General features: G+C 72.9%; 24 protein-coding genes and 2 pseudogenes. 17 read left to right on the forward strand and 9 right to left on the reverse strand.

The window, feature by feature from the left end; translation table 11 throughout:
* Positions 1–42 precede the first annotated feature (42 nt).
* The 3 genes from ASG41_RS08200 to ASG41_RS08210 are packed head-to-tail and all read left to right on the forward strand — an operon-like array spanning position 43 to position 3,187.
* On the forward strand, positions 43–1,425 hold the full coding sequence (locus ASG41_RS08200) for an extracellular solute-binding protein (RefSeq protein WP_056292554.1): 1,383 nt from the start codon (positions 43–45) through the stop codon (positions 1,423–1,425).
* Entirely contained in the window at positions 1,422–2,093 is a 672-nt protein-coding gene (locus ASG41_RS08205; RefSeq protein ID WP_056292557.1) for a 2'-5' RNA ligase family protein, read from the forward strand. Before ASG41_RS08200 ends, ASG41_RS08205 begins: the two co-directional genes overlap by 4 nt.
* Entirely contained in the window at positions 2,093–3,187 is a 1,095-nt protein-coding gene (locus ASG41_RS08210; RefSeq protein ID WP_056292559.1) for an ABC transporter ATP-binding protein, read from the forward strand. The genes ASG41_RS08205 and ASG41_RS08210 overlap by 1 nt, the downstream gene beginning before the upstream one ends.
* Positions 3,188–3,494: 307 nt before the next feature.
* On the opposite strand, the gene ASG41_RS08215 is transcribed toward ASG41_RS08210, so the two are convergent.
* Positions 3,495–3,662, reverse strand: a complete 168-nt coding sequence (locus ASG41_RS08215; RefSeq protein WP_157519201.1) for a hypothetical protein — start codon at positions 3,660–3,662, stop codon at positions 3,495–3,497.
* A 216-nt stretch (positions 3,663–3,878) separates the two neighbouring features.
* Here ASG41_RS08215 and arr point away from each other — a divergent pair, with 216 nt between their 5' ends.
* Positions 3,879–4,382 (forward strand): NAD(+)--rifampin ADP-ribosyltransferase, encoded by a 504-nt coding sequence (gene arr / locus ASG41_RS08220; RefSeq protein WP_235564646.1) that lies wholly within the window; start codon positions 3,879–3,881, stop codon positions 4,380–4,382.
* Between the two features lie 217 nt (positions 4,383–4,599).
* Here arr and ASG41_RS25425 read toward each other — a convergent pair.
* The 7 genes and pseudogenes from ASG41_RS25425 to ASG41_RS08250 all read right to left on the reverse strand — a co-directional run.
* Positions 4,600–4,680, reverse strand: a pseudogene (locus ASG41_RS25425) (hypothetical protein); the annotation flags it as partial.
* A 22-nt stretch (positions 4,681–4,702) separates the two neighbouring features.
* Positions 4,703–5,542: pseudogene (locus tag ASG41_RS24225) on the reverse strand (GAF domain-containing protein); the annotation flags it as partial.
* Positions 5,442–6,095 (reverse strand): hypothetical protein, encoded by a 654-nt coding sequence (locus tag ASG41_RS23945; RefSeq protein WP_056292565.1) that lies wholly within the window; start codon positions 6,093–6,095, stop codon positions 5,442–5,444. The pseudogene ASG41_RS24225 and the gene ASG41_RS23945, both read right to left, overlap by 101 nt.
* 995 nt (positions 6,096–7,090) lie before the next feature.
* A complete protein-coding gene (locus ASG41_RS08235; protein ID WP_056292566.1) occupies positions 7,091–7,981 on the reverse strand; it encodes a helix-turn-helix transcriptional regulator in 891 nt (296 codons plus the stop codon).
* A 147-nt stretch (positions 7,982–8,128) separates the two neighbouring features.
* Positions 8,129–9,379, reverse strand: a complete 1,251-nt coding sequence (locus ASG41_RS08240; RefSeq protein ID WP_056292568.1) for an MFS transporter — start codon at positions 9,377–9,379, stop codon at positions 8,129–8,131.
* A gap of 202 nt (positions 9,380–9,581) precedes the next feature.
* Complete coding sequence (locus ASG41_RS08245; protein ID WP_200938789.1) at positions 9,582–10,616, reverse strand: alcohol dehydrogenase catalytic domain-containing protein; 1,035 nt, start codon at positions 10,614–10,616, stop codon at positions 9,582–9,584.
* A 43-nt stretch (positions 10,617–10,659) separates the two neighbouring features.
* Entirely contained in the window at positions 10,660–11,046 is a 387-nt protein-coding gene (locus tag ASG41_RS08250; protein ID WP_056292570.1) for a cupin domain-containing protein, read from the reverse strand.
* A gap of 309 nt (positions 11,047–11,355) precedes the next feature.
* Here ASG41_RS08250 and ASG41_RS08255 point away from each other — a divergent pair, with 309 nt between their 5' ends.
* The 8 genes from ASG41_RS08255 (at position 11,356) to ASG41_RS08290 (ending at position 18,566) form a co-directional block, all read left to right on the forward strand.
* A complete protein-coding gene (locus ASG41_RS08255; protein ID WP_056292573.1) occupies positions 11,356–12,099 on the forward strand; it encodes an SDR family NAD(P)-dependent oxidoreductase in 744 nt (247 codons plus the stop codon).
* Between the two features lie 19 nt (positions 12,100–12,118).
* On the forward strand, positions 12,119–13,327 hold the full coding sequence (locus ASG41_RS08260; RefSeq protein WP_056294600.1) for an acetyl-CoA C-acetyltransferase: 1,209 nt from the start codon (positions 12,119–12,121) through the stop codon (positions 13,325–13,327).
* Position 13,328: 1 nt separating this feature from the next.
* Positions 13,329–14,153, forward strand: coding sequence for an aspartate/glutamate racemase family protein (locus tag ASG41_RS08265; protein WP_200938790.1), 825 nt, complete (start codon positions 13,329–13,331; stop codon positions 14,151–14,153).
* Between the two features lie 3 nt (positions 14,154–14,156).
* Positions 14,157–14,495 carry a carboxymuconolactone decarboxylase family protein gene (locus ASG41_RS08270; protein WP_056292575.1) on the forward strand — a complete coding sequence of 113 codons (339 nt, stop codon included), beginning with the start codon at positions 14,157–14,159 and terminating at the stop codon, positions 14,493–14,495.
* Positions 14,496–14,558: 63 nt separating this feature from the next.
* Positions 14,559–15,305 (forward strand): SDR family NAD(P)-dependent oxidoreductase, encoded by a 747-nt coding sequence (locus ASG41_RS08275; RefSeq protein ID WP_082556716.1) that lies wholly within the window; start codon positions 14,559–14,561, stop codon positions 15,303–15,305.
* A gap of 71 nt (positions 15,306–15,376) precedes the next feature.
* Entirely contained in the window at positions 15,377–16,150 is a 774-nt protein-coding gene (locus ASG41_RS08280) for an SDR family oxidoreductase (protein ID WP_056294611.1), read from the forward strand.
* 3 nt (positions 16,151–16,153) lie between these two features.
* A complete protein-coding gene (locus tag ASG41_RS08285; RefSeq protein WP_082556717.1) occupies positions 16,154–17,773 on the forward strand; it encodes a class I adenylate-forming enzyme family protein in 1,620 nt (539 codons plus the stop codon).
* Positions 17,766–18,566: an enoyl-CoA hydratase/isomerase family protein gene (locus tag ASG41_RS08290; protein WP_056292577.1), complete on the forward strand. Its 801-nt coding sequence runs from the start codon at positions 17,766–17,768 to the stop codon at positions 18,564–18,566. Before ASG41_RS08285 ends, ASG41_RS08290 begins: the two co-directional genes overlap by 8 nt.
* 42 nt (positions 18,567–18,608) lie before the next feature.
* On the opposite strand, the gene ASG41_RS08295 is transcribed toward ASG41_RS08290, so the two are convergent.
* Entirely contained in the window at positions 18,609–20,078 is a 1,470-nt protein-coding gene (locus ASG41_RS08295; RefSeq protein ID WP_056292583.1) for a 3-hydroxyacyl-CoA dehydrogenase, read from the reverse strand.
* Positions 20,079–20,242: 164 nt separating this feature from the next.
* Between ASG41_RS08295 and ASG41_RS08300 the strand changes: the two genes are divergently transcribed.
* Genes ASG41_RS08300 through ASG41_RS08320 form a run of 5 tightly spaced genes read left to right on the forward strand, consistent with a single transcriptional unit; the run spans position 20,243 to position 25,107 of the window.
* On the forward strand, positions 20,243–21,013 hold the full coding sequence (locus tag ASG41_RS08300; protein WP_056292585.1) for an enoyl-CoA hydratase-related protein: 771 nt from the start codon (positions 20,243–20,245) through the stop codon (positions 21,011–21,013).
* On the forward strand, positions 21,010–21,945 hold the full coding sequence (locus ASG41_RS08305) for an acyl-CoA dehydrogenase family protein (protein ID WP_056292587.1): 936 nt from the start codon (positions 21,010–21,012) through the stop codon (positions 21,943–21,945). Before ASG41_RS08300 ends, ASG41_RS08305 begins: the two co-directional genes overlap by 4 nt.
* Positions 21,942–23,183 carry a CaiB/BaiF CoA-transferase family protein gene (locus ASG41_RS08310; protein WP_200938791.1) on the forward strand — a complete coding sequence of 414 codons (1,242 nt, stop codon included), beginning with the start codon at positions 21,942–21,944 and terminating at the stop codon, positions 23,181–23,183. Before ASG41_RS08305 ends, ASG41_RS08310 begins: the two co-directional genes overlap by 4 nt.
* Entirely contained in the window at positions 23,180–23,950 is a 771-nt protein-coding gene (locus tag ASG41_RS08315) for an enoyl-CoA hydratase/isomerase family protein (RefSeq protein ID WP_200938792.1), read from the forward strand. Before ASG41_RS08310 ends, ASG41_RS08315 begins: the two co-directional genes overlap by 4 nt.
* A complete protein-coding gene (locus ASG41_RS08320) occupies positions 23,947–25,107 on the forward strand; it encodes an acyl-CoA dehydrogenase family protein (protein ID WP_056292594.1) in 1,161 nt (386 codons plus the stop codon). The genes ASG41_RS08315 and ASG41_RS08320 overlap by 4 nt, the downstream gene beginning before the upstream one ends.
* Positions 25,108–25,115 lie beyond the last annotated feature (8 nt).

Raw genomic sequence — 25,115 nt, forward strand, 5'->3', positions numbered from 1 at the left:
CCGGCACTCCCGTCCCATCCCCACTCACCCCGCGAGGTCCCCGTGTCCCGTTCCCGACTGCTGGCCGGCGTCGCCGTCGGCGTGCTGACCCTCGCCGCGTGCGCCCCCGGTGGTGCCGTGACGCCGACGTCGTCCACCGGTCGGGCAGCACCCGGGCCCGAGGCCCTGGCCGAGGCGGACGGGCCGGTGCAGGTCACCGTGTGGCACGGCCTGGGCAGCACCGCGGGCACGGCCCTGGAGTCGGCGATCGCGGACTTCAACGCCCAGCACGAGGGCCGCATCGAGGCCACCGCTGTCTTCCAGGGCACCTACCAGGACACGCTGGCCAAGTACACGTCGGCGGTCCGGGACCAGGCCACGCCGAGCATCCTGGTGATCAACGACGTGACCACCGGGTACCTGCGGGACGTCGGCCAGACCGTCCCCGCGCAGGACCTGGCGGCGGCCAACCCCGACGGACTCGACCTGGACCAGCTGCGGCCGGCCGCGCGCAGCTACTACAGCGCCGACGGAGAGCTGCTGGCGGTCCCGCTGGCGACGTCGATGCCCCTGCTCTACGTCAACGACGACCTGCTCGACCGGGCCGGGGTCGACCGGGCCACGCTGTCCACGCTCTCCGGGGTCACCGCGGCTGCCCGACAGGTGGCCGACCGGGTCCCCGGCGTCGCCGGCCTCGTCCAGCCCTTCGACGGCTGGTGGTTCGAGCAGCTCACCGCCGCCGCGGGGACGACGTGGTGCGGGCCGGACAACGGCCGCGCCGACTCCGGCGCCGACCGGGCCACGTTCACCGACCCGGCCCAGGTCTCGGCCATCCAAGCGGTGGCTGACCTCTACACCAGCGGTGCCGGCCTGGACACCGGCATCAACGGCAACTCCGCGGTGTCGGCCTTCGCAGCCGGGGACGTTGCGATGATGTTCAACTCCAGCGGCGCCATCGGCGGCCTGGCCGCCGGGGGCACCGAGTTCTCGGCACTGCCCTACCCGGTGTCCGGTGACCCGGCCGTTGCCGGCGCGCTGATCGGCGGTGCGGCGATGTGGGTGTCGGGCCCCGGACACCCCGACGCCGAGCAGGTCGCTTCCTGGCAGCTGGTCTCCCACCTCGCCTCGGCGCAGGTGCAGGAGGGCTTCTCCCAGATCTCCGGCTACGCCCCGATCAACACCGCGGTCGACGACAGCCCCACCCAGCAGGCGTTCCTGGACGACAACCCGGCCACCCAGGTGCTCATCGACCAGTTCGCCGACACCCCCGTCACCACGGCCACCGCCGGCTGCCTGACCGGGGCGATGACCGCGATCCGACTGGAGGTCGTCGACCTCATGCAGTCGGCCTTCGACGGCACCACCTCGGTGCCCGCAGCGCTGGACCAGGCGCAGCAGGCCGCCGACCAGATCCTCACCGACTACCACGAGATGGGCGGACGATGACCACCCCACGACCCAGCCGACTCCCCGCCGACCCCGGCGACCCGCACCGCTACGGGGTCTACCTGCGTCCGGACCCGGCCACCTGCTGGGCGGTGACCCAGGTGACCGCCGCCGTCCGCGCCCAGTACGGGCTCGTGTCGGCCGGGGCCTTCCCCCCGCACGCCACGCTGGTGGGCAGCCAGCACGTCCCCGGCCCCGTCGAGGACCTCGTCACCGCCCTGGACGAGGTCCTGCGCGACCGACCGGCCTTCCCGGTCACCAACGCCGGCCCGGTGGCGATGGGGGACGGCGCGGTCTACGACGTCGACCACCACCCCGACGGCTCCCGCAACACCGCCTTCCAGCACCTGGCCTCCGCCGTCGACCGGGCGGTCGCCCCCCTGACCCGAGCCCCGGCCTCGCCCGAGCCGCACCCCTACGACCCCGACACCTGGGCGGCCCACCTGTCGCTGGCCTCCCACGACCTGCTGACCCGCCCGGACCTGGTCGGTGAGGTCCGGGAGTTCATCGACCGGCTCCCGGTCGCCCACCCCGCCGGCTTCCTCGGCGACACCGTGGCGCTCTACCGCACGACCAGTGCCGACTGGACCGGCCGCTGGTGGCAGACCCTGACCTGGCAGCACCTGCGCACCTGGCGGTTGCGCCCGACCGAGGACGAGGTGGCCTGATGGCTGCGATCAGCTACGCCGGCGCCACCCTGACCCACCCCGGAGCCGAGCGCCCCTCCGTCGACGGTCTGGACCTCGAGATCGCCGACGGGGAGTTCCTCGTCCTGGTCGGCCCCTCCGGCTGCGGGAAGTCCACCTCGCTGCGGATGCTGGCGGGCCTGGACCCCGTCACTGCCGGCAGCATCAGGATCGGCGGCCAGGACGTGACGTCCACCCCCGCGCACCAGCGCGACGTCGCCATGGTCTTCCAGTCCTACGCGCTCTACCCGCACATGACCGTGCGGCAGAACATGACCTTCGGGCTGAGGATCGCCGGGCTGGCGAAGCCCGAGGTCCGCAGCCGGGTCGAGCAGGCGGCGACCATGCTGGACCTCACCCCCTACCTCGACCGCAAGCCGTCCTCGCTGTCCGGCGGGCAGCGACAGCGGGTGGCCATGGGGCGGGCGATCGTCCGCCGTCCCCAGGTGTTCCTGATGGACGAACCGTTGTCCAACCTGGACGCCGCACTGCGCACCCGGACCCGCACCGAGATCGTCCGGCTGCAGCGGGAGCTGGGCACCACCACCGTGTACGTCACCCACGACCAGGTGGAGGCCATGACCATGGCCGACCGGGTCGCCGTGCTGGCGGACGGGGTCCTCCAGCAGGTCGACACACCACAGGCGCTCTACGACCGGCCGGTGAACACCTTCGTGGCCGGCTTCATCGGCTCGCCGGCGATGAACATGCTCGACGCTGCGGTCACCCCCACCGGGCTGCAGTGGGGCGTCAGCCCCCTCGACATCGCCCCCGACCTCCTGGCCGGGGTCCTCGGTGCCGGACACCGACGGGTCACCGTCGGGGTGCGCCCCGAGGCGCTCGTCCTGTCCGGCACCGCCGGCATCCCGGCGCAGGTCGAGGTCGTCGAGTCACTCGGGGCCGAGGGCCAGGTGCTCGCCCGGCCGTCGGACGCCACCGTCCAGGCAGTCTCCGAGCTGCTGACCGTCCGCGTGCCCGGCCGCGGACTCCCGGCCGTGGGCGACCACGTCCGGCTGGGGATCGACCCCGGGCAGGTGCACCTCTTCCACCACGAGACAGGTCGACGGCTGCCGTGACGACTCCTTCCTCCGGATCGCCTCCAGCTGGTCTGCAGCGGCATCATCCACCTGATCGGCACTGCCGCCCAGCCCCGCCGGGGCGGCCTCAGCGTGGGGTTCGTCCTCGCCGGCATGGTCTGCACTTCGCCTGGGACGACGCGGGCGGCCTCAGCGGCGGCAACGGGCTGTAGGTCTTCGGGGCCTGGCGCTCTCATCGTCGTCAGGTTCAAGGAGTTGACCCTTTTCGGACCAAGTTGTGACACATGATCTGTACATCCGAGTACCGGGGGTATGTGGCACTCATCCAGGTTGGACTCGAGAGGTGTCAGCCCCGTCGCCATGGGCCAGCTCGTCTGGGGAACCGTCCGGCGACCGTGCCGATCAGCGACATGCTGATGAACCAGATGACGGCGCGCCGCCATAAGAACACCTCGCCCAGGACGAAGACGAGCAGCGCGTGATAGGCCACGGTCGCGAGGAATCCGAGCAGCAACCCGAGTGCCCAGCACTGGGGCCACGTCCGCTCTCGGTCAGGCACCGCGACAACTTCCCACACAGGGCTAAGCCCCGACCAGCGGGTACCGAGCCATGACATGCCCCCACGGTTACCGGGCGCCGGGCGCCGGGCGATGGGCGCGGAAAACGATGGTTCGTGAGGGGTCGGTCTGGATGGTTCGGGAGCGGCCCTAGTGCCTGCACCGTGGTTGGGGTGCTGAGCGGGAGCGATGCCCCGGGGGACCGCGACGCGGTCAATGACGTCCCCAACGCCGACCGAGTGCCGGTGACCTACGACCGGTGTGACCACGTTCCCGGCCCGTTCGTGCACGGCAGGAAGGCGGTGTTGTCCGTCGGCGAGGAGCTGGTGGCCGGCCGAGGATCGAACTTCCGGACCGGGCGGGTGATGAACCACGTCTACCTGACCACCGAGGCGCCCCACCGCGTCGTGGGGTGCCCAGCTGGCGAGCGCGCTGGCCGGCCTCGACGGGCCGGGCACGTCTACGTCGTCGAGCCCACCGGCCCCTTCCAGGACGACCCGAACGTGACCGACAAGAAGTTCCCCGGCAACCCCACCGGCTGCTACCGCACACGGCACCCGCTCCGGGTGGTCGACGAGCTCACCGACTGGTCGCCACACCCACCCAAGGCGGTGCAGAGCATGCTCGCCGGCCTGGCCCAGCTCCGCGAGCAAGGCCGCGACGTCATCGAGGACTGACCAGAGCCTGCAGCCGCCTGCGACCGGTGGAAACGGAGCAGCCCCGGCCCGGCGGCACCTGATCACCCGCTCACAGCCCCCGAGGAGGCGTTTGCGATCCTGTCCAAGGAGTCCCAGGACACCAACACCAAGCTGCGCGAGGTCGCCGAGCAGGTCGCGGCCCGGGTGGGGCGGTCCACCGAGCGCTGCACCCGTGCACGGCCATCAAGATGCCCTTGGCCTGCTCGATGCCGGCGCGGGTCTGCAGCGCGGCCTGCAGGTTGGTGACTTCGCTGCGGGCGGTCTCCAGGTCGTGCATGTTCGCGATCGATGGGCACCGACAGCGTGGACCCCACCCCCTGCCGGGCCGCCAGGGCCACGAACTCCGGCCACCGGGTCTCGGTGGCGGTGTCCTCGATGACGACGACCCTGTTGGTGCGGGCGGCCTCCAGGCACGGCCCGTACCCCGTGCCGTGTTGGCACTCATCCAGCTCGAAGGCCAACAGCCCCGTCCAGGCAGCCGATGCCCGGTGCCCACCCGAGATCAGCGACACCGACACCTCCTGGGCCATCGACAACGCCCGGTGGGCGTAGCTGGCCGCCCGGTGCAGCACCGAGGCGATCGACTCCGACCCCAGCAGCAGACGCGCCAGGGCATCCAGGCCGGCGACGTCGACCGACCCCAGCTGCGGTGAGGCGATCGGCTGCCCGGCTGCCCGATGCGTCTCGCGGTCCAGCGCGTCCGGATCACCGGACACCGAAGACACCCGGTCATCGGCGGCGCGGTCATCGGCGGTGTCGTCGGCGGGGATGTGACTGCTCATCGGGGTCGCACCGATGTCCGGATCACCGGACACCGAAGACACCCGGTCATCGGCGGCGCGGTCATCGGCGGTGTCGTCGGCGGGGATGTGACTGCTCATCGGGGTCGCACCGATCCCGGCGTGCTGCCGGGCAGCTACGCCGTGACGGTCACACCCGGCAGGGGTGTGACGTGGGTGCGCCCTTGATTGGACGAGCACCGCCGGAGCGGCCTGACCAGCACCGTAGCCCTCTGGGCCGCGTACGCCKGGTTCGGGTTCACATGGAGGGCAGCTCGCCACCGAGGACACTGGCTGCTGCTGACTCCAGGTCCACCGAGTGGTGGAAGGCGTGGCTGCGGARCAGGGCCAGGGACTCATCGCTGCGGACACCGCGCTGCCCGTTGAGGTACCCGATGGCYTGCCACACCTGCTGCCGACGCCGGGTGCTCGGGGTGTCCAACCACGTCGGGACACCCAGCACCAGATCATCGCCGCCACCCAGGTCGCGGGCCAGGATCCCGCCGACAGCGAACCCGGCGGCCGCCGCGGCCGCCACCACCGCCCGGGGCGGGTCCTCACTGGACTTCAGGAAGAGCCCCAGCACCGCGACCCCGGACAGCGGCGGACCCACGGGCACGGCCACCGCACTGCGATACGGGGTGCCGGCGACCAGCCCCGACCAGTACACCGGCCACCGACGGGCCAGAACCGCCGCCGAGGCGCTCACCGGCCGCCCACCGTGCTGGGCGTCGAAGCAGGGACCCTCACCCATGGCGAACTCCAGCCGCTCGGCCAGCGCACTGACCCCGYCAGCGGCCCCGATCGGCAGTCGACGGTCCACGGCGAAGGTGACGCTGAGACAGGCCCCATCGACCGGGAGCACCTGGGCGCACGCCGCCGCGAGCCGGTCGGGGAGACCCGACGCCGTCACCGCACTGTCCGCCGGGTGCCCCGCTGAGACAGGCCCCATCGACCGGGAGCACCTGGGCGCACGCCGCCGCGAGCCGGTCGGGGAGACCCGACGCCGTCACCGCACTGTCCGCCGGGTGCCCGAGCGCTCGCATGATCGCTGCCTCGACGTCGTCGCCAGGGCCGATCACGAGCCGACCCCAGTCGCCCCCGTGAAGGGTTCAAGGGCGCGAACGGGATCGAGCCGTTCCCGATTCGATTGAGGTGGGTGCCGGTTCCCCGGATGGTCGGACCGGGACTGGGTCACGGGCTCGAGTGTGTTCCGGGTCTACGCCGTCCGCATCTCTGCTCTGGTCAGCCCCGGACCTGAGCACCGACCGCAGGTCGACCGCGCCTCCCAGGAAGTCGACGTCAGCCGAGCCGCCGCGGGGGCAGTCTCCGGGCTCACCCGAGTCGCCGCGACCGACCTGGATCTCTCATCTACCTGGTCGACGGCTCCGCCGACCAGGTAGACGAGGAACTGACTGCACGAGCGATGTTGCCTCCGCGTCTTGGGCGCACCGCAGCCTGCGTTGCGACGCGCGGGGTCCGCCACCCGCGATCCCCCGCCACCCTCCCGCTCTGTCCCGCGCGTACCGGCGGGACGACGGACGCGTGGGCGGCGCAGCTCAGACGCCAAGCCGGCCTCGCGGACCTGACACGACCGCCCACGTCGCAGCGCGCACGGGAGCGTCGATCCCCAGGGTGTCCCCTGGCGACCAACGTCCCGGGAGTGAGAGCGCACCACTCAGACTGCGTGCAGGCGGACATCCCAGAGGTCGGTCACCACCCGGACCCAGCGGCGTAGACCCTGGCGGCATCCCGGGCCTCGTGGTCGTAGTCACCACGGGCACCACCTCGAGCAACGGCTCAACGGTCACCGTTCCCGGTGGGTCCGACGAACACGGTCGCCCCATGGCCCCTCTCGAACGAGCAGAGCCAGCCGTCCGCGGGTTTGCCTGCCTCGTGGGCTCGGGCTCAGCGTCCGGCGGGCTCCTCGCTGTCCTCGACCGGGCGGCCTGCCTCCGTCGCGGCCCAGCTGGCCAGCACGGACAGGGCGTCAGCAGTCGGCGAGCCGGGTTCGCCGGTGTAGACGGTCAGGTTGAGGCCCCAGAGCTCGTCGGTGGGCAGCGCGATGGAGTCGAAGGCCAGGTCCAGGCGCCCGACCACGGGGTGCACGAAGGTCTTGGCGCCGGTGTGGTGCAGCCGCACGTCGTGCCCGGCCCACCGGCTGCGGAACTCCTCGCTGCGGGTCGCCAGCTCCCCCACCAGGTCGGTGAGTGCCCGGTTGTGCGGGTCGCGCCCGGCCGCCGTGCGCATGATCGCCACGGTGGTGCTCAACGCGGCAGGCCAGTCCTCGTGGAAGTCCCGCGCGCGAGGGTCCAGGAACTGGAAGCGGGCGATGTTGGCGGTCCGGCCGGCGGCGAACTCGTAGACCGGCGAGTACAGCGCGCGGCCCAACGCGTTGGCGGCGACCAGGTCCATGCTGCCGTTGGGCACGATGGCGGCAGCGCCGGTCATCGCGTCGAGCATCCACTGGACGCTGGGCCGCACCCGCTGGCTGGCCCGGCGCCGTGGTGCCCTGCTGGGGCGGGCGGCGCGGGCCAGGTCGTCGAGGTGGGACCGCTCGGCCTCGTCCAGGCGCAGCGCCCGGCAGACCGAGGCCAGGACGTCGTCGGAGACCTCGGCGATGTGGCCGCGCTCCAGCCGGGTGTACCAGTCGGTGCTGACCCCGGCCAGGACGGCGACCTCCTCCCGGCGCAGGCCGGGCACCCGTCGTCGGCCCGAGGTGGGCAGGCCCACCTGCTCAGGGGTGAGCCGGGCCCGGCGGGTCGCCAGGAAGTCGGTGATCTCGGCCCGGTTGTCCATGGCCTCGACGTTAGAGCCCCTCCGATGCGGATGGGAGGGAGAACCTGTCCCCCCATGGACCCGTCCCATCGCCGCGGCCGTGCCGAGGACCTCTCCTGGGACCGACCTGGCCGCGGGCCGTCCCCACCGACCCTGGCGAGGACTCGGTCAGCCCTGCCGCACGTGCGTCGACGGCCCGCGCCGACCGGCCCCGGGAGGGGGCGGCACCGGACGCACCAGAGTGGTCGCGGCCACCACCCCCACCACCACCAGGACGGCGTACCCACAGGCGATCTGGAACAGCGTGAACGTCGTCGTGAGGCGACCGGCCACCAGACTCGGGATCGCGGCGCTGCTGTAGTTCAGCAGGAAGACGGTGGACAGCAGGCCGGCCCGCTCCCCCGGCGCCGTCCGGGCCAGCAGGGTCTGCATCCCACCGGTCTGCGCCACTCCCTGGGTGATGCCGGCGGCCAGGCTCACCACCAGGAAGGCCGCGGTCGCCTCGGCGTGGAGCGCCCACAGGACGCCGGCCATGCAGGCTGCGTAGCCGAGCATCCCGGCCTGCAGCGCCCGGTGTGGTCGGACGCGGGCGGTGAGCGGGCCACCGAGGAACGCCAGCACGGTGAAGGAGGCGAACACCGCCCCCGCCGTCAGGGCCGCTGTCGATCCCAGCTCCTCCTCGGCGATCGAGGGACCGAAGGCCTGGTAGAAGCCGCCCATCGACCACGTCGCCAGGATCAGCCCGGCCATCGCCAGCAGGGGGCGTCGAGCGCCGGCGGGGACCAGGACCCTGGGCCGCAGCGACGCGACAGCCCGGCGGGCCCGGTCGGCCTCGGGCAGCACTGTCTCGGGTCCCAGCGCCACCAGGACCGCCGCCACCACGAGGAGGACAGCGACCACGACGAAGTTGAGGTGTCGGGGCGCGGGACCGTGGTCGACGAGCGCGCCGGACAGCAGCGCCCCCAACGGGATGCCGAGCATCGGCGAGGCACTGGTCACCACCGCCGGCAGCCACGGCCGCCGCCGCGGGGCGATGTCGACGACGTAGGCGCCCAGCGCGCTGGAGGCGAGCCCGGTGGCCAGGCCCTGGAACGCGCGTCCTGCGGCGAGTTCTGCCACCCCGTCGACGTCCAACAGCACCAGCAACCCGGTCGTCGAGGCCGCCAGGGCGGCGATCCCGACGGCCCGACGACCCAGGTGGTCCGACAACCGACCCAGCACCAGCAGGGACGCTGCCGCCATCGACAGGTAGACCGCGGTCACCACCGACAGGTCGGCGTTGGAGAGCCCGTCCTGCGCCCGGTAGGTGTTGTAGAGCGGGATGGGTGAGCCTGCGGAGACGAAGACGAGCACCAGGGACGCCGCGGCGACGGCGAAGCCGGCCGAGCGGTTCAGCTGGATCCGGCGCGCCCTCACCACCGGGTCGGCGTGGCGGCGGACCGGGGACGGTCGTCGGGCGCGGTCACTGCGGCTCCTGGGACTCCGTCGCCTCTGGCGAGTACGGCATATGGGGGGGCGGACACGACGGGCGGTGCCGAACCGGTGCTGGTCACCGGAGCGGCGGTGGCCACCCCGGGGATCATCCCGGGACGGCCACCGCCATGAGCACCTACCGGCCAGATCAGGGTCGGATCAGGACCTTGAGCGCCTTGCGCTCGTCCATCAGCCGGTAGGCCTCGGCGATGTCGGCCAGCGGCAGCTCGCGGTCGAAGACCCGGCCCGGGTCGATCGTCCCGTCCAGGACCTGGGGCAGGACGGTCTCGAGGTAGGCACGGACGGTGGCCGGCCCGCCAGTGAGGGTGGCGTTCTTGCCGAAGAGGCTGGTGAAGCCGATCGGGGCGTCCTCGTACTGCGGGACGCCGACCCGGCTGATGGTGCCCCCGGGCCGCACGATGCCGTAGGCCTGCTCGTAGGCCGGCATGTGGCCCACGGCCTCGAGCACCACGTGCGACCCCTCGCCCCCGGTGATCTCCATGACCTCGGCGATGCCCTCCTCGCCACGGGCGGCGACGACGTGCGTGGCGCCGAACTGGCGGCCCAGGTCGGTGCGGTCGGTGTGCCGTCCCATCAAGATGATCGTCTCGGCACCCAGCTGGGCCGAGGCGAGGACCGCGGACAGGCCGACCGCGCCGTCGCCGATGACGGTGACCGTCTTCCCCGGCCCGACGCCGCCCTGCCGGGCGGCGTGGTAGCCGGTCAGGTACACGTCGGACAAGGTCAGCAGCGAGGGCATCAGCGACTCGTCGGTGCCGGCCGGGATGACGACGGCGGTGCCGTCGGCCTGCGGCACGAGCAGCTTCTCGGCCTGCGTGGCCGACGGGGCGCCGTCGAAGAAGCCCCCGTGCACGCACGAGGTCGTCATGCCGTCCTGGCAGTAGGCGCAGGTGTTGTCCGACCAGGCGAACGGCACGATGACCGTGTCGCCGACGGAGATGGTCGAGACGTCGGAGCCGACCTGCTCGACGACGCCGATCGCCTCGTGGCCCATCCGCCGCCCCTCGGGCGTGTCCGGCAGGTCGTGGTACGGGTGCAGGTCCGAGCCGCAGACGCAGGCGTACGTGACCCGGACGACCGCATCGGTCGGCGCGGTGAGGACCGGGTCGGGGACCTCCTCGACGCGGACGTCTCCGGCTCGGTACATGACGGTGGCGCGCATGGTGGTCTTCTCTCTGTTCGGGAGGGGTGGTGGGTCGGTCGGGTCAGGCCAGGTAGCCGTACTCGGCATCGGTCACGTGCTCGCCCCAGGCGGTCTCGTCGCCCTCCCACAGCGCGTGGTGGGCCATCACGTGGTCGGGGGCTGCGCCGTGCCAGTGCTCCTCGCCGGGCGGGGTCCAGATGACGTCGCCCTGGCGGATCACCTGCACCTGTCCCCCGCGTGCCTGCACCAGACCGACCCCGTCGGTGACCACCAGCACCTGACCGCGCGGGTGCGAGTGCCAGGCGGTGCGGGCGCAGGGCATGAAGCGGACCAGGTTCATCCGCACCGCCGAGGGCTGGGGGTTGCGGACCAGGACGTCCATGTACACGTCGCCGGTGAACCACTCGGCCGGGCCCTTGGTGGTCGGCTGGGGGCGGGACAACTCCACGGTCGTGCTCCTCGGTCTGCTCGTCGGTCTGCTCGTCGGTGCCGGGCCGCGCCGGCACGGGGAGTCCGGTCGGCACGATCGCGCACACCCGCGGAGGGGCTGGCGCGACCGGGCGGGGGCGGGGCTCGACCTCGCATGCGAGATCGAGCGTCTCGACGGTAGGGCCCGCCGGGTGGCCGGGCAGCCGCTCACAGGGGGTCAGTTTCTCCCCCCATCGCGGCTCCCCCCCTCCACCGCGCGAGCGTCGACCGGGACCGTCTCGGGGTGGACTCCTTGACAAGTCGGCTGGCTGTCAGACAGATTGCAGACATGTCCAACAAGGTGGCTGTCGTCACGGGTGCCGGGCGTGGGCTCGGGCTGGCCATCGCCGATGATCTCGCCGCCCGCGGAGTGCGCGTCGTCCTCGCCGGACGGTCCTCGGAGCACCTCGAGTCCGCTGCCGCGGGCATCACCGCCGCGGGCGGCACGGCTGTCGCGGTGCCCACCGACGTCACCGACGCCGACTCGGTGACGCACCTGTTCGCCACCGCCAACGAGGCGTTCGGCCGGGTCGACGTGCTGGTGAACAACGCAGGCATCACCACCCAGGTCAACGTCGTCGACCTCGACGAGACCGAGTGGGACCGGGTGTTCGACACCAACGTGCGCGGCATGTTCCTGTGCACCCGGGCCGCCGGGCGGCTCTTCGCCGAGGCCCGCTCGGGCCGGGTGGTGAACGTGGCCTCGGTCTTCGGTCTGCTGGGCCGCCCCGGCTTCTCCGCCTACTGCGCCTCCAAGGGCGCGGTCATCAACTTCACCCGCTCGGTTGCCAGCGAGTGGTCCCGCTTCGGTGCGCAGGTCAACGCCGTCGCCCCGGGCTACATCTCCACCGACATCAACGCCGCGATGCGCGCGGACGAGGCCCTGATGGCCCGCGTCCTGCAGCGCATCCCGGCGCGCCGGATGGGCGAGCCGGCTGAGCTCGCGAACGTGGTCGGGTACCTGGCGCTGGACGCGCCGGACTTCCTGACCGGTCAGACCGTCGTCCTCGACGGCGGCGAGTCCAGTGTCTAGACGAGCGGGTGTGGTGGAGATGGACGCGGTCATCTGTGAGCCGGTGCGGACCCCGGTGGGTCGCTACGGCGGCATGTACAAGGACGTCCCGGTGACGACGCTGGCAGCCACCGTCGTCCGCGGCCTCGTCGAGCGGACCGGCATCACCGGCGCGGACGTCGACGACGTCGTGTTCGGCCAGGGCTACGCCAACGGCGAGGCCGCGGCGATCGGCCGCATCGCGGCCCTGGACGCGGGCCTGGACGTCTCGGTCCCGGGCCTGCAGATCGACCGGCGCTGCGGCTCGGGGCTGCAGGCGGTGCTCTACGCCTGCATGCAGGTGGCGACCGGTGGCTCGGACCTCGTGCTGGCCGGTGGCGCCGAGAGCATGAGCCAGGCCGAGTACTACGTCCCGGACATGCGGTGGAACGCCGGCGGCGCGCCCCAGCTCAAGGACCGGCTCGCGGCTCCCCGGACGAACTCCGGCGGGCACCGCTTCCCGGTGCCCGGCGGGATGATCGAGACCGCGGAGAACGTCCGCGCCCAGTTCGGGATCAGCCGCGAGGAGCAGGACGCCTGGGCGGTGCGCTCGCACGAACGGGCGGTCGCCGCGATCGAGGGCGGCCTCTTCGAGGCCGAGACCATCCCGGTCGCCGTCCCGCAGCGCAAGGGCGACCCGGTGCTCACCACCCGCGACGAGCACCCGCGGCCCGGGACGACGGTCGAGTCGCTGGCCCGGCTCCGACCGATCCTGGCCGGGACGATCGACGGTGCCACCGTCACCGCCGGCAACTCCAGCGGGCAGAACGACGCCGCAGCCGTCGCCATCGTGACGACCCAGGCCAAGGCCGACGCCCTCGGGCTGCGTCCGCTGGCCCGGTTGGTCAGCTGGTCGCTGGCCGGCGTGGAGCCCGAGGTGATGGGGCTGGGCCCGGTGCCCGCCGCTCAGCGCGCCCTGGCCCGGGCCGGGCTGTCCTGGTCGGACATGGACCTCATCGAACTCAACGAGGCCTTCGCCGCGCAGGTCCTGGGCTGCTTCCGCGGCTGGGAGCTCACCGACGCCGACCTGGACCGGGTCAACGTCAACGGTTCGGGCATCTCCCTGGGCCACCCGATCGGGGCCACCGGGGGCCGCATCCTGGCCAACCTGCTCCGCGAGATGGACCGGCGCGGGTCGCGGTACGGCATGGAGACCATGTGCATCGGCGGGGGCCAGGGCCTCGCCGCGGTCTTCGAGCGGCTGTCCTGACGTGACCCGCATCCTGTACCTGAGCATGTCGCGCGAGGAGTACTCGCCCAACTACTTCCCCTTCCTGCGGTCCTACCTGGAGCAGGTCAAGTCCCCGGACACCACCATCGACCTCCGTGGCACCCGGGTCGGGCTCATCGACAGCTACCGGTTCTTCGAGACGCTGGACTGGATCTCGATCCTGGACTCCGTGCTCGACGCCGAGCAGCAGGGCTACGACGCCGTCGCCATCGGCAACATCCTGGACCCCGCCCTGCGCGAGGCCCGGTCGATGGTGGACATCCCCGTCCTCGGTCTGGGCGAGACCTCCATGCTCACCAGCTGCATGATGGGCGCCACGTTCTCCCTGGTAGGGGTGAACCCCTGGTTCGGCGGTCGCTTCGAGGAGAACGTCGCCAAGTACGGGTTGCGCAACCGGCTGTCCAGCATCGAGTGCATGGGCCTGACCCCGCACGAGCTGGACGCCTGCTTCTCCGACGAGGACGGCCGCGCCCGGGCCATCGAGTCCTTCACCACCGCCGCACGGGCCTCGCTGGACAAGGGCGCCGAGGTCGTCGTCCCCGCCGGCGGGCGGCTGACCGCGTTCCTCAACGCCGTCGGCATCCGCGAGGTCGACGGCGCGCCGTTGTTGGACGGCACCGTCTCCCTGGTCGCCGCGACCGAGGCCGCGGTACGCATCCGCCGGCAGTCGGGCAGCTTCGTCAGCCGGCGACGGCTCTACGCCCGGGCGCCACAGGCCTCCATCGCCCGGGCCGGCGCCCAGTACGCCGACGACTACAACCTGCCCGCGCTGCGGCGCCTCGCCGACGCCCCCACGGAGGACTGACCCATGGCCTACGACTACCCGCTCAGCAAGCAGCCGACGTTCGTGTCCAACCTGGACCGGTTGCGCGAGACCTCCCCGGAGATGGCGACCGCCTTCCGGGGCCTGCGGGTCGCCGCCGACGCCGCGGGGCCGCTGTCCGCGCTGCAGCGGGAGCTGACGTTGTTGGCCGGCTTCGCCTCGACCAGGAACGAGGGCGGGTTCCGGGTGCACTGCACCCGGGCCGTGGAGGCCGGCGGCAGCCTGGCTGAGATCGAGCAGGTCGTGCTGCTGCTGCTGGGCACCACCCTCGGGCTGGCGCCCGCCGTCGAGGCGCTCAGCTGGGCCCACGACGAGCTCGGCTGACCCTCTCCAGCGCGACCCCGACACACGACCGCGCACACCGCCGTGCCACCCCCAGGAGGACCCGTGACCGACCCTGCCCCTGCCCCGACGGCGCTCGTGGTGGGTGCCGGTTCCGGCATCGGCCGAGCCACCGCCATCACCCTGGCCGACGCCGGGCTCCGGGTGGTGGCCGCCGACCTCAACCCGGCCGCGGTCACCGCACTGGCCGCCGAGCACGAGGGGATCGTCGACCTCGGCGGTGCCTGGGACGCCACCGACCCCGAGGCGTGCCGTGCGCTGGTGGCCGCCGTCGTCGCCGAGACCGGCCGCCTGGACCACCTGGTCACCACCGTCGGGTGGACCGCCATCACCCGGTTCCTGGACGAGACCCCGGACTACTGGCGTCGCATCATCGACGTCAACCTGATGTCGGCGATCCACCTGGCTGCCGCGGCCGGTGAGGTCATGCGCGAGACCGGGGGCAGCATCGTGCTCACCGCCTCGGAGGCCGGCGTCGTGGGCACCTCGGGCGAAGCCGTCTACTCCGCGGCCAAGGGCGGGGTGATCGCGTTGGCCAAGTCGCTGGCCCGCGAGTGGGCCCGCTTCGGCATCCGGGTCAACGTGGTCGCCCCCGGGGTGACCGAGACCCCGCTGCTGGTCGAGCAGGGCGGGGAGGCGCTGCTGTCCAGCATCGTGCGCGGCATCCCCCTGCGCCGGGCAGGCGCCCCCTCCGAGATCGCCGATGCCATCGCCTACCTGGTGTCGGCGCGGTCCAGCTACGTCACCGGCCAGACGCTGTGCGTCGGCGGCGGTCTGACGATGAGCTCGTGAGCAGCAGCACCGTGGCCGACCGGTCACCGCAGGACCGACCAGAGCACCGAGGACAGGACGAGGCAGTGGGCATGCGCGACAAGACGGTCGTCATCACCGGCGGCTCCCGGGGCATGGGCCAGCGACTGGCCCTCAAGCTCGGCGCCGAGGGCGCCAACGTGGTCGTCAACTACCGACGCGACGACGCCGCCGCGGCCGAGACGGTCGCCGCGGTCGAAGCGGCGGGGGGTCGGGCGATCGCCGTGCAGGCCGACGTCGCCGACACCGCCGCGGTCGAGGCGCTCGCGACTGCGGCGGCTGAGCGGTTCGGCCGCATCGACGTCGTGGTGGCCAACGCCGCGGCCAGTGCCTTCAAGCCGCTGATGGACATCCGGGCGCACCACATCGACAAGACCATGGGCATCACCGTCCAGGGCTTCCTGGACCTGGTCCGCACCTCGCTGCCGCACATGCCGCCCGGCGGCCGGGTGCTCGCGGTCAGCGGGTGGGACAGCTTCCGTGCGCTGCCCGGGCACGGGCTGCTGGGTGCGGCGAAGGCGGCGATGGAGAGCATCGTGAAGTACCTGGCCATCGAACTCGCCGGTCACGGCGTGACCGCCGTCGGGGTCTGTCCCGGCCCGATCGACACCGACTCCTTCCGCTACTACGCGGGCCCGGCCTGGGACGACTACGCCCGCCAGTGGCTGGCCCAGACCCCGTCGGGTGCCTACCCGACCCCCGATGAGGTCAGCGACGTGATGGCGTTCCTGTGCTCCCCGCAGAGCGCGGCGATCAACGGCCAGACGATCGTCGTGGACGGCGGGCTCTCGCTCGCCACCATGCCGATCGGCTTCGGCCAGGCCTGACCCGTGAGCACAGATCGGACGGCGTTCGCCCAGACGGTCGCCCAGCTGGCCAGCCAGGTCGAGCGCCGCCCCGGGCACCAGGTCGCCGTCGAGGACGCCGACGGCGGGCGGCCACTCACCATCGCGGGGCTGTCCGGCTCGGCCAACCGGCTGGCGCACGCCCTCACCGGGCTGGGCCTGCGGCCCGGGGACCGGGTGGCCTACGTGGCGCAGAACCACCCCGAGTACGTGGTCCTGGAGTTCGCGCTGCTCAAGGCCGGGTTGGTCAAGGTGCCCCTGAACCACCGGTTCGCACCGCTGGAGCTGCGCCGCTGCCTGGAGCTCGCCGAGGTCCGCCTCGTGGTGGCGGACGACCCGGCGGCCACCGTGCTCGACGAGGTCCTCGAGGGCTCCGACGTGCTGCGCTGCGTCGTCGGCTCTCGACCGGGGTGGCTCGGCTTCGCCGACCTCGTCGCCTCCGGGGCCCCGACCCGGGTGCAGGCCCCGGTGGGACCCGATGACACATACCACATCAGGTTCAGTTCGGGTTCCACCGGCAGCCCGAAGGGCATCGCGATCTCGCACCGCGGCGCCCGTGCGGCGATCCTCGGGAACACCTGGGTGATGTCGACGAGCGGTCCGGTGGCGGCGCCCCGCACGCTGCAGGTGGCACCGCTGGTCTACGCCGGCGGGTGGAGCGTGCTGCCGACCCTGTTGTGCGGCGGCACCAACGTCGTGGCCCGCCGGTTCGACGCCGACGAGATGCTGGACACCATCGCCGACCGGGGCATCACCTGGCTGTTCGCGGTGCCCACGATGCTCCGCCGGTTGAGCACGTCCTCGCAGCTGCACCGGCTGCGCGCGTCCTCGTTGAGCTGCCTGATGCTGGCAGGCGAGGCCGCCGCGCTCCCCGCGCTGGAGGTCGTCGGCCAGCACACCGACGCGCTCGTGCAGTGCTGGGGCCAGACGGAGGCCCCGGCCTCCACCACCTGGCTCAGCCGCACCGAGATGACCCGCCCCGAGCTCTGGACGTCGATCGGCCGGCCCGTCCCGGGCGTGGAGTTCTCCGTGCTGGTCGACGACGAGGTCGCCGACCGACCCGAGCCCGGTGTGGTCGGCGAGCTGGTGATCCGGACGCCGAGCATCGCCACCGCACTGCTGGGGGCCGAGGCCGAGCGGGAACGCCGCCTGCTGCCCGACGGCTGGTGGCGGACCTCGGACCTGGGGTACGTCGACGACGAGGGCCGGTTCAGCATCGTCGGCCGGTCCAGCGAGACGATCATCACCGGCGGCACGAACATCCAGCCCGCCGAGATCGAGCGGGCCCTGGAGTCCTGCCCGGTGGTGCGCGAGGCGGTCGTCGTCGGCGTGCCGGACGCCCGGTGGGGCGAGACCCCCGCCGCCTACGTGCACGTGGTGCCCGAGCCGTCGGAGGCGGCCGGGCAGATCGACGCCTGGCTGCGGGACCGCCTGGCCGGGTTCAAGCGGCCGGGGCACGTCTTCCTCTCCACCAGCCCGATCCCCCGGGCGTCCGGGGAGTCCAAGGTCGCGCGCGGGGAGATCCGCACGCTGGTGCGCGGGTGGGTGCAGGAACCCGGCACCGTGCCGGCGGACGTGAGCAGAGTGGAGAAGACCCGTGGCTGACATCGTCGTCACCCAGGCCGACGGGGTCGGCACCGTCCGGCTCAACCGGCCCGACCGCGGCAACTCGGTGACCCCCGACGTGGTCACCCGGCTCGGCGAGGCCATCGGCGGCCTGGCCGAGACCGACGGCGTCGGGGCCGTCGTACTCACCGGCACCGGCTCGGTCTTCTGCGCCGGAGCCGACGTCCGGGAGATGTTCGCTGTATGGACCGCCGAGGGCGCCGACGGGCTGATGGACTACCTCGCGCTCACCTGGATGCCCGCGGTCCAGGCCATGGTGCGCCAGCTGTGGGCGGCCCCGGTACCGGTCGTCGCGGCGTACAACGGCGCGGCGACCGCGGGCGGGCTGGACTTCGGGCTGGCCTGTGACGTGCGGATCGCCGCCGACACCGCCCGGTTCGCCGAGAGCTACGTGAACCTGGGCATGGTCCCGGTCGCGGGCGGGGCCTATCTGCTCCCCCGGTTGATCGGGCCGGCGGCAGCGGCGCGGATGACCGCGACCGGCGCCTTCGTGACCGCCCAGGAGGCGCTGGCACTGGGCATGGTCAGCGAGGTCTGCGAGCCGGAGGCACTGATCCACCGCGCCGTCGAGGTCGCCCGCGGGATGACGCACGGACCGGCCGCGACCTACGCCCACGTCAAGCGGATCTCCCGGGCCACCCAGACCGTCGAGCTGGACACCGCCCTGCGGGAGAGCCTGGCCGCCAACGTCGAGCTGATCGCCAGCCCGGAGGTCCGCGGCAGCATCCTCGCGGTGATGGAGCGTCACAGCCTCGCCGACCGCCGGGCCTGAGCGGTGCTCCGTCCCGGCGCCGGGGCCGGGACGGAGCACCGGTCACATCGTCGCGGCCGCGTCCTCCCGGAGCAGGCGGCTGGCCCGGTACCGCGGGTCGCGGTAGGTGTCGTGCAGCTCGTCCAGCAGCTCCACGACTGCGGCCGGCCCCCACTGCTCGGTCCAAGCGAACGGGCCCACCGGGTAGTTGGTCCCCAGCCGCATGGCCACGTCGACGTCCTCGCGACCGGCCACATCGTGCAGGACCGTCTCGAAGGCCTCGTTGGCGATCATCGCCAAGGTGCGGGCGAGCACCAGCCCGGGTGCGTCGGCCACCTCGTGCAGCGCGACGCCGGCCGGCTGCAGGAGCGCTGCGACCGCGGGCAGCGCAGCCGGGTGCGAGGTCGCCACGGCCAGGCCGGTCGCCGTGCCCGGTGTCAGGCACCGGTCCAGGAGCACGACGGGCACCCCGGCCCGGGCGGCGGACTCCGCCCGGGCACTGCGGCCGCGGGTGACCAGCACGAGTGTGCCGTCGGGCAACAGGACGCCCTCGCCGTCCCCGGTGGTCACGATGACGTCGGTGCGCGCCAGCAGCTGGGAGAGCTGCCCGTCCGAGCCCGACAGCTCGACCGCCGCAGGCGCCTCTCCCGGCACCACCGGAGTCAGGGCCTCCCGCGGGACGTCCTGGCCGTAGGGGAAGAAGCCGTGCCCGCGCTTGCGCCCGTAGCGCCCGGCGGACACCAACTCGTCCTGGACCCGTGAGGGCTGGAAGCGCGGGTCGTGGTGGAACGCCGTCCACACCGACCGGGTGACCGCGGCGTTGACGTCGTTGCCGATCAGGTCCATCAGCTCGAAGGGGCCCATCCGGAAGCCACCGGCGGTGCGGACGACCTCGTCGAGCACCCGGGGTCCGGCGACCTGCTCCTCGACCAGCCGCAGGGGCTCGCCGTAGAACGCCCGGGCCACCCGGTTGACGATGAAGCCCGGCGCCGACCGCACCCGCGCGACCTGCTTGCCCCAGGCGACGGCGAGCTCGGCCACCAGGTCGGCGACGTCGGGCCCGGTCTGGAGTCCGGTGACGACCTCGACGAGCTGCATGACCGGGACCGGGTTGAAGAAGTGCATGCCGACGACCCGGTCGGGCGCGGGGGTCGCGGTCGCGATCTCGGTGATCGACAGCGAGGAGGTGTTGGTGGCCAGGACCGCGTCCGGGCCGTAGTGCTCGTACGCCGCCGTCAGGACCGCGCCCTTGACCTGCAGGGACTCCAGCACGGCCTCGACGACCAGGGTGCCCGGCCGCACCGGAGCCGCGTCGATCGACGTCACCGTCGTCAACCGCTCGGACAGGGAGTCGGCGATCTCGGGGGCCTTGCGGGCCAGCCGCGACTCGACCTCCGCGGTGGCCGAGTCCAGCTGCTCCTGGGCCGGGTCGACCAGGGTCACCAGGTGCCCCGCGGTGAGGGCCACCTGGGCGATCCCACGCCCCATCGTGCCCGCCCCGATGACGCACACCGGTGTGCTCGCGGTGGTCATCGACCATCTCCTCGCTGTCCTGGGGCCGCGGAGGGTCCGACGGCCGTGCCTGCTGATCGGATCCTTGCCTACGGCTGTCTGACAATCTACGGTGCTGTTCAGTTCTTTCCAATCAGCCAGCGTCGGTCAGCCGACCCGGGTTGGCTCCTGTGGGGTGGTCCGACATGACGTACGACGACATCGACGTCGCGGTCCGGGACGGGGTGGCGACCATCGCCATCAACCGCCCGGACAACGCGAACAAGCTGCGGTTCCAGACCGCCCGAGAGCTGCTCGACGCCTTCCGGACCGTGCGTGAGACACCGTCGACCGACGTCGTCGTGCTCACCGGCACCGGGGACAAGTTCTTCTGCATCGGCGGTGAGCACGAGGAGCTCAGCTCCCTGGACTACTCCAGCGTGATGCCGGTGATCGACCTCTACGAGTTCATCGACACGATGGCCAAGCCCGTCATCGCCGCCGTCAACGGGTTCGCCGTCGGTGGGGGCAACGTCCTGCAGGTCGTCTGCGACCTGAGCGTGGCCGCCCCACACGCCGTCTTCCGTCAGGTGGGGCCCATGGTCGGCAGCTTCGACGCCGGCTACGGGACCTGGTACCTCGAGGAGACCATCGGGCGCCGCCGGGCCAAGGAGATGTGGTACCTCAACCGCAAGTACTCCGCCGAGCAGGCCCTGGAGATGGGCCTGGTCAACGAGATCGCCGCGGACCCGGTCGCCCGGGCCCAGGAGATCGCCCAGACACTGCGCCAGCGCGGGCCCTTCGCCCTCGGCGCGCTCAAGACCGCGTTCTCCAGCCGCCACACCGGTGTCACCGGACAGGCCCGGATGGCCCACGACCTGCTGCTCACCGCCTACCGGAGCACCAGGGAGGCCGAGGAGATGTCCCGGTCCTTCGAGGAGCGTCGCGCGCCCGACCGCACGACCTTCCACCAGTGAGGGCGGTCGGCGCGGACCTCCGCGACTTCCTCGACGCCGTCGCCGGGATCGCCGGCCAGGTCGCCGGCTCCAGCGGCCCGATGGCCGGGTCGCGGGTCGCCCTGGAGGCCACCGGCCTGCTCGACCTGGCCCGGGACACCCGCGAGGAGCCCGACGGGCTGACCTGGCTGGCGCACACGGTGCGCGTCACCGCCCACGCCTCGCCGTCCCTGGCCTACGTGCTCGCGTCGCGGTACGCCGCCGACCTGGCCCTCGGTCCCGACACCACGGCCACCGATGCGGTCTTCGCGGTGGCATCCCCCGGCGCCCGCCCCGTCGTCCCGACCGCCCTGGCTCCGCAGGCTCTCGTCGTCACCGGGCCGGGCGCGGTGCGGACGTGGCCTTGGGCCGAGGTGGCCGGGACCGTCGACGACGCCGCCCGCACCGGACTGGGCACCGCCGGGTTGGTCGCGGTGCACCCCGCCGACGTCACGGGCACCGCTCTGCCGGCGACGACCGCAGGAACCACCGCCGCCTGGGACGTGCTCCTGGGCGCCTGCCTGGCCGGGGTGGCCCGTCGTGCCCTGCAGGAGAGTGAGGCCTACGCGCAGGGACGCCGCCAGTTCGGCGTCCCGATCGCGGACTTCGCCGGTCTGCGTGCCCTCGTCGCCGAGATGCGCCTGGCGGTGGAGGGGGTCGACGCACTCCTGGACGCGGCCCTGGACGGTCAGCCGGTCGAATCGGCACTGGTCTCGGTCGCCGGCCGGGCCGCGGTCAGCGTCTGCGTCGACGGCATCCAGACCCACGGCGGCTACGGGTACAGCGACGAGTACCCGCTGACCGGGCTGCTCCGGGACGCGACGAGCCTGCAGGCCCGGACGGGCGGACGGCGGGCCTCACTCGCCCGGGTGGCCACCGTCGGCCTGGGCGCACGCTCGGGTGTGGCGTCGTGACCCTCCAGGACGTGCACCCGGCGACCGGCGCTCCCCGGCGGGGCGGCCGGCCGCTGGAGGGCATCCGCGTCGTGGACATCTCCTCGTCCTACGCGGCGCCGACCGCCTCCATGTACCTGGCCGACATGGGCGCCGACGTCGTCAAGGTCGAGCCGGTCCGGGGGGACGACGCCCGGGGCTGGGGTCCGCCGTTCCTCAACGGCGAGGCCGCCTGGTTCCTGTCGGTCAACCGGAACAAGCGCAGCCTGTGCCTGGACATCCGGCAGGAGGCCGGCCGGGAGGTGCTGTTCTCCCTGCTGGCGACCGCCGACGTGTTCGTCGAGAACATCGTCCCCTCCAAGTTGGCCAAGCTGGGCCTGGACCTCGATGACCTGCGGGCCCGGTTCCCGCACCTGGTGGTGTGTGCCTTCTCCGGCTTCGGGCTGGACGGTCCCGACACCTCACTGCCCGGCTACGACCTCATCGCCCAGGCCCGCTCCGGGATGATGAGCGTGACCGGCGCAGACGGAGTGCCCCAGCGGGTCAGCACGGCACTGTCCGACGTGGCCGCCGGGACCGTCGCGGCCTTCGCGATCGCCGCAGCGCTGGTCCGCCAACAGCGGACCGGGGAGGGCGAGGTCGTCGACATCGCGCTGCTGGAGGCCGACCTCGCCTTCATGTCCCCGCGCATCGCCAGCTACCTCGCCGGTGACCCCGAGCCCAGCCCCTGCGCAGGAACCGACTCGGTGGTCGCGATCTACCAGTCGATGCCCACCGCGGACCGCCCCATCGTGGTCGCGATCGGCAACGACGGGCACTGGCGGAAGGCCTGCGCCGCGCTGGGACTGGACGCCCTCGGCGCCCGGGAGGACCTGGCCACCAACGCCGGCCGGCGTTCGAGGCGGACCGAGGTCGTCGAGGCCTACCGGACCAGACTGCAGACCATGACCGCGGACGAGGCACTCGAGGTGCTCCAGTCGGTGGGCGTGCCGTGCTCCCTGATCAACTCCTTGTCCGAGGTGGTCGCCGACCCCCAGGTCACCGCCCGGGAGGCGATCGTCGAGTACGACCACCCCACCGCGGGTCCCTTCCGTGGCGTGGGTGCGCCGTGGCGGTTGGCCACCGACCCGGCCGACCGCAGGCCGCGGCTGCCTGCCCCGCTGCGTGGCGAGCACGGCCACGAGATCCTCGCCGAACTCGGCCTGGACGCCGCCGCGACCGACACCCTGGTCGCCGATCGGACGGTGTGGCTGCCGTGATCGTCACCTCCCAGGAGGGCCGGGTGCTCACTGCGGAGCTGTCCCGGCCCGAGCGTCTGAACGCGCTCAACAGCGCCGTCCTGCAGGAGCTGCGCGAGGTCGTCGAGGGCGCGGCCAGCACCGCTGGCATCGGGTGCATCGTCCTGCGCGGCGCCGGTGACCGGGCGTTCTGCGCGGGCGCCGATCTCGAGGAGATCCGGGGGCTGGACGTGACCGCCGCACAGGCGTTCATCCGGCACGGCCAGCGGACGATGACCGCCGTCGCCCACTCCCCCGTGCCGGTGGTCGCCCACGTGGACGGTTACGCCCTGGGCGGGGGCTTCGAGCTGGTGCTCGCCAGCCACCTCGTCGTCGCCTCCGACCGCAGCCGTCTCGGCCTGCCCGAGGCGCGCATCGGCTGCATCCCCGGGTTCGGCGGCACCCAGCGCCTGCCCCAGGCGGTCGGCAAGGCCGCCGCCCTGCACCTCATGCTCTCCGGCGAGCCGGTGGATGCCGACCGTGCCTGGCAGCTCGGCCTGCTCTCGGTGCCCCCGCTGCCTGCCGAGGACGCCGCACGGGAGGTGGACCGACTGGCCCACCTGATCGCCTCCGGCAGCCGCGGGGGGCTGGCCAACATCCTGGACGCCGCCCGGGCCGCGCTGGACCCCGCGGCCCTGGACCACGAGGCCGCCCTGGCCGCCCTGTCCATCGCCTCCCGGGACGGCCAGGAGGGCATCTCCTCCTTCGCCGAACGCCGCCCACCCGTCTTCACCGAGGAGAACTCGTGACCACCACCTGGGCGTCCGTGGACCCCGCCGTCATCGCCAGTGTGGACGACGTCGTCCGGCGGGTGATCGGCCCGGCCGCCGCCGGCGTGGACCGTGGGTCGACCTTCCCCGCCGAGGGCCTCGAGGGGCTCGCCGCCGCCGGCTGGGGGGTGCTGCAGCTGCCCACCGACGTGGGGGGCGCCGGTGCCTCCAGCGCCACCTACGCCGAGGCGCTGGCCCGCATCTCGGCCGTCTGCGGCTCCACCTCGACGGTGTACATGACCCAGATGCACGCCGCCCACCCGATCCACCTGCGCGGCACCCCCGACCAGGTCGCCACCTGGGTGCCCCGGTTGTGCGACGGGTCGGCCATCGGGTCGATCGCTCTCACCGAGCCCAGTGCAGGCTCGGACGTGTCGGCGATGCGCACCGTGGCCCGCCGCGACGGAGACGAGTACGTGGTCGACGGGGAGAAGGTCTTCATCTCCAACGGCGACCGGGCCGACGTCGTCGTCCTCTTCGCCTCGGTGGACCGCTCGCTCGGCAAGGACGGCGTGACCGCCTTCCTGCTCGACACCCGGTCGCTGACCGGCTTCGAGGCGGGCCCGCCGCTGCACAAGCTGGGCCAGAAGGGCGCATCCACCGTGGCGCTGTCCTTCGTCGACTGCCGGATCCCGGTCTCGGCCCGCCTCGGCGAGGAGGGCGAGGGCTACCCGCTGCTGTTGCAGTCGGTCGTCAGGTCCCGGATCAGCGCCGCGGCGCAGGGCGTCGGTTTCGCCCAGGGTGCCTTCGACGCCGTGGTGGCGTGGGCCGGCGCCCAGGACCTGCTCTCCTCGCGCAACCCCGACGCCCAGGACCTGCAGTTCGAGCTCGCCCGGCTCCGCGGCGAGATCACCGCCGCCCGGGCCATGCTGCTGTCGATCTGCGACGACGTGGACGGCAGCGAGGTCGAACCGGTGGCCGAGGTCTCGCTGGCGAAGATGCACTGCACCGCGCTGGGCACCCGGGTCGCCGCGGCCTGCGTGCAGCTGCTGGGCGCCGACGGTGACCTGGTGTCGCTGGGGGCCGAGCGGCTCCTGCGCGACGCCAAGATCGCCGAGATCTACGACGGCACCAACCAGATCCAGAGCATGCTCGTCGCCCGGGACATCCGGCTCGCCGCGGGTCAGGTCCGCTGAGCGCGCAC

Source organism: Modestobacter sp. Leaf380 (genome assembly GCF_001424485.1).
Classification (GTDB): Bacteria; Actinomycetota; Actinomycetes; order Mycobacteriales; family Geodermatophilaceae; genus Klenkia.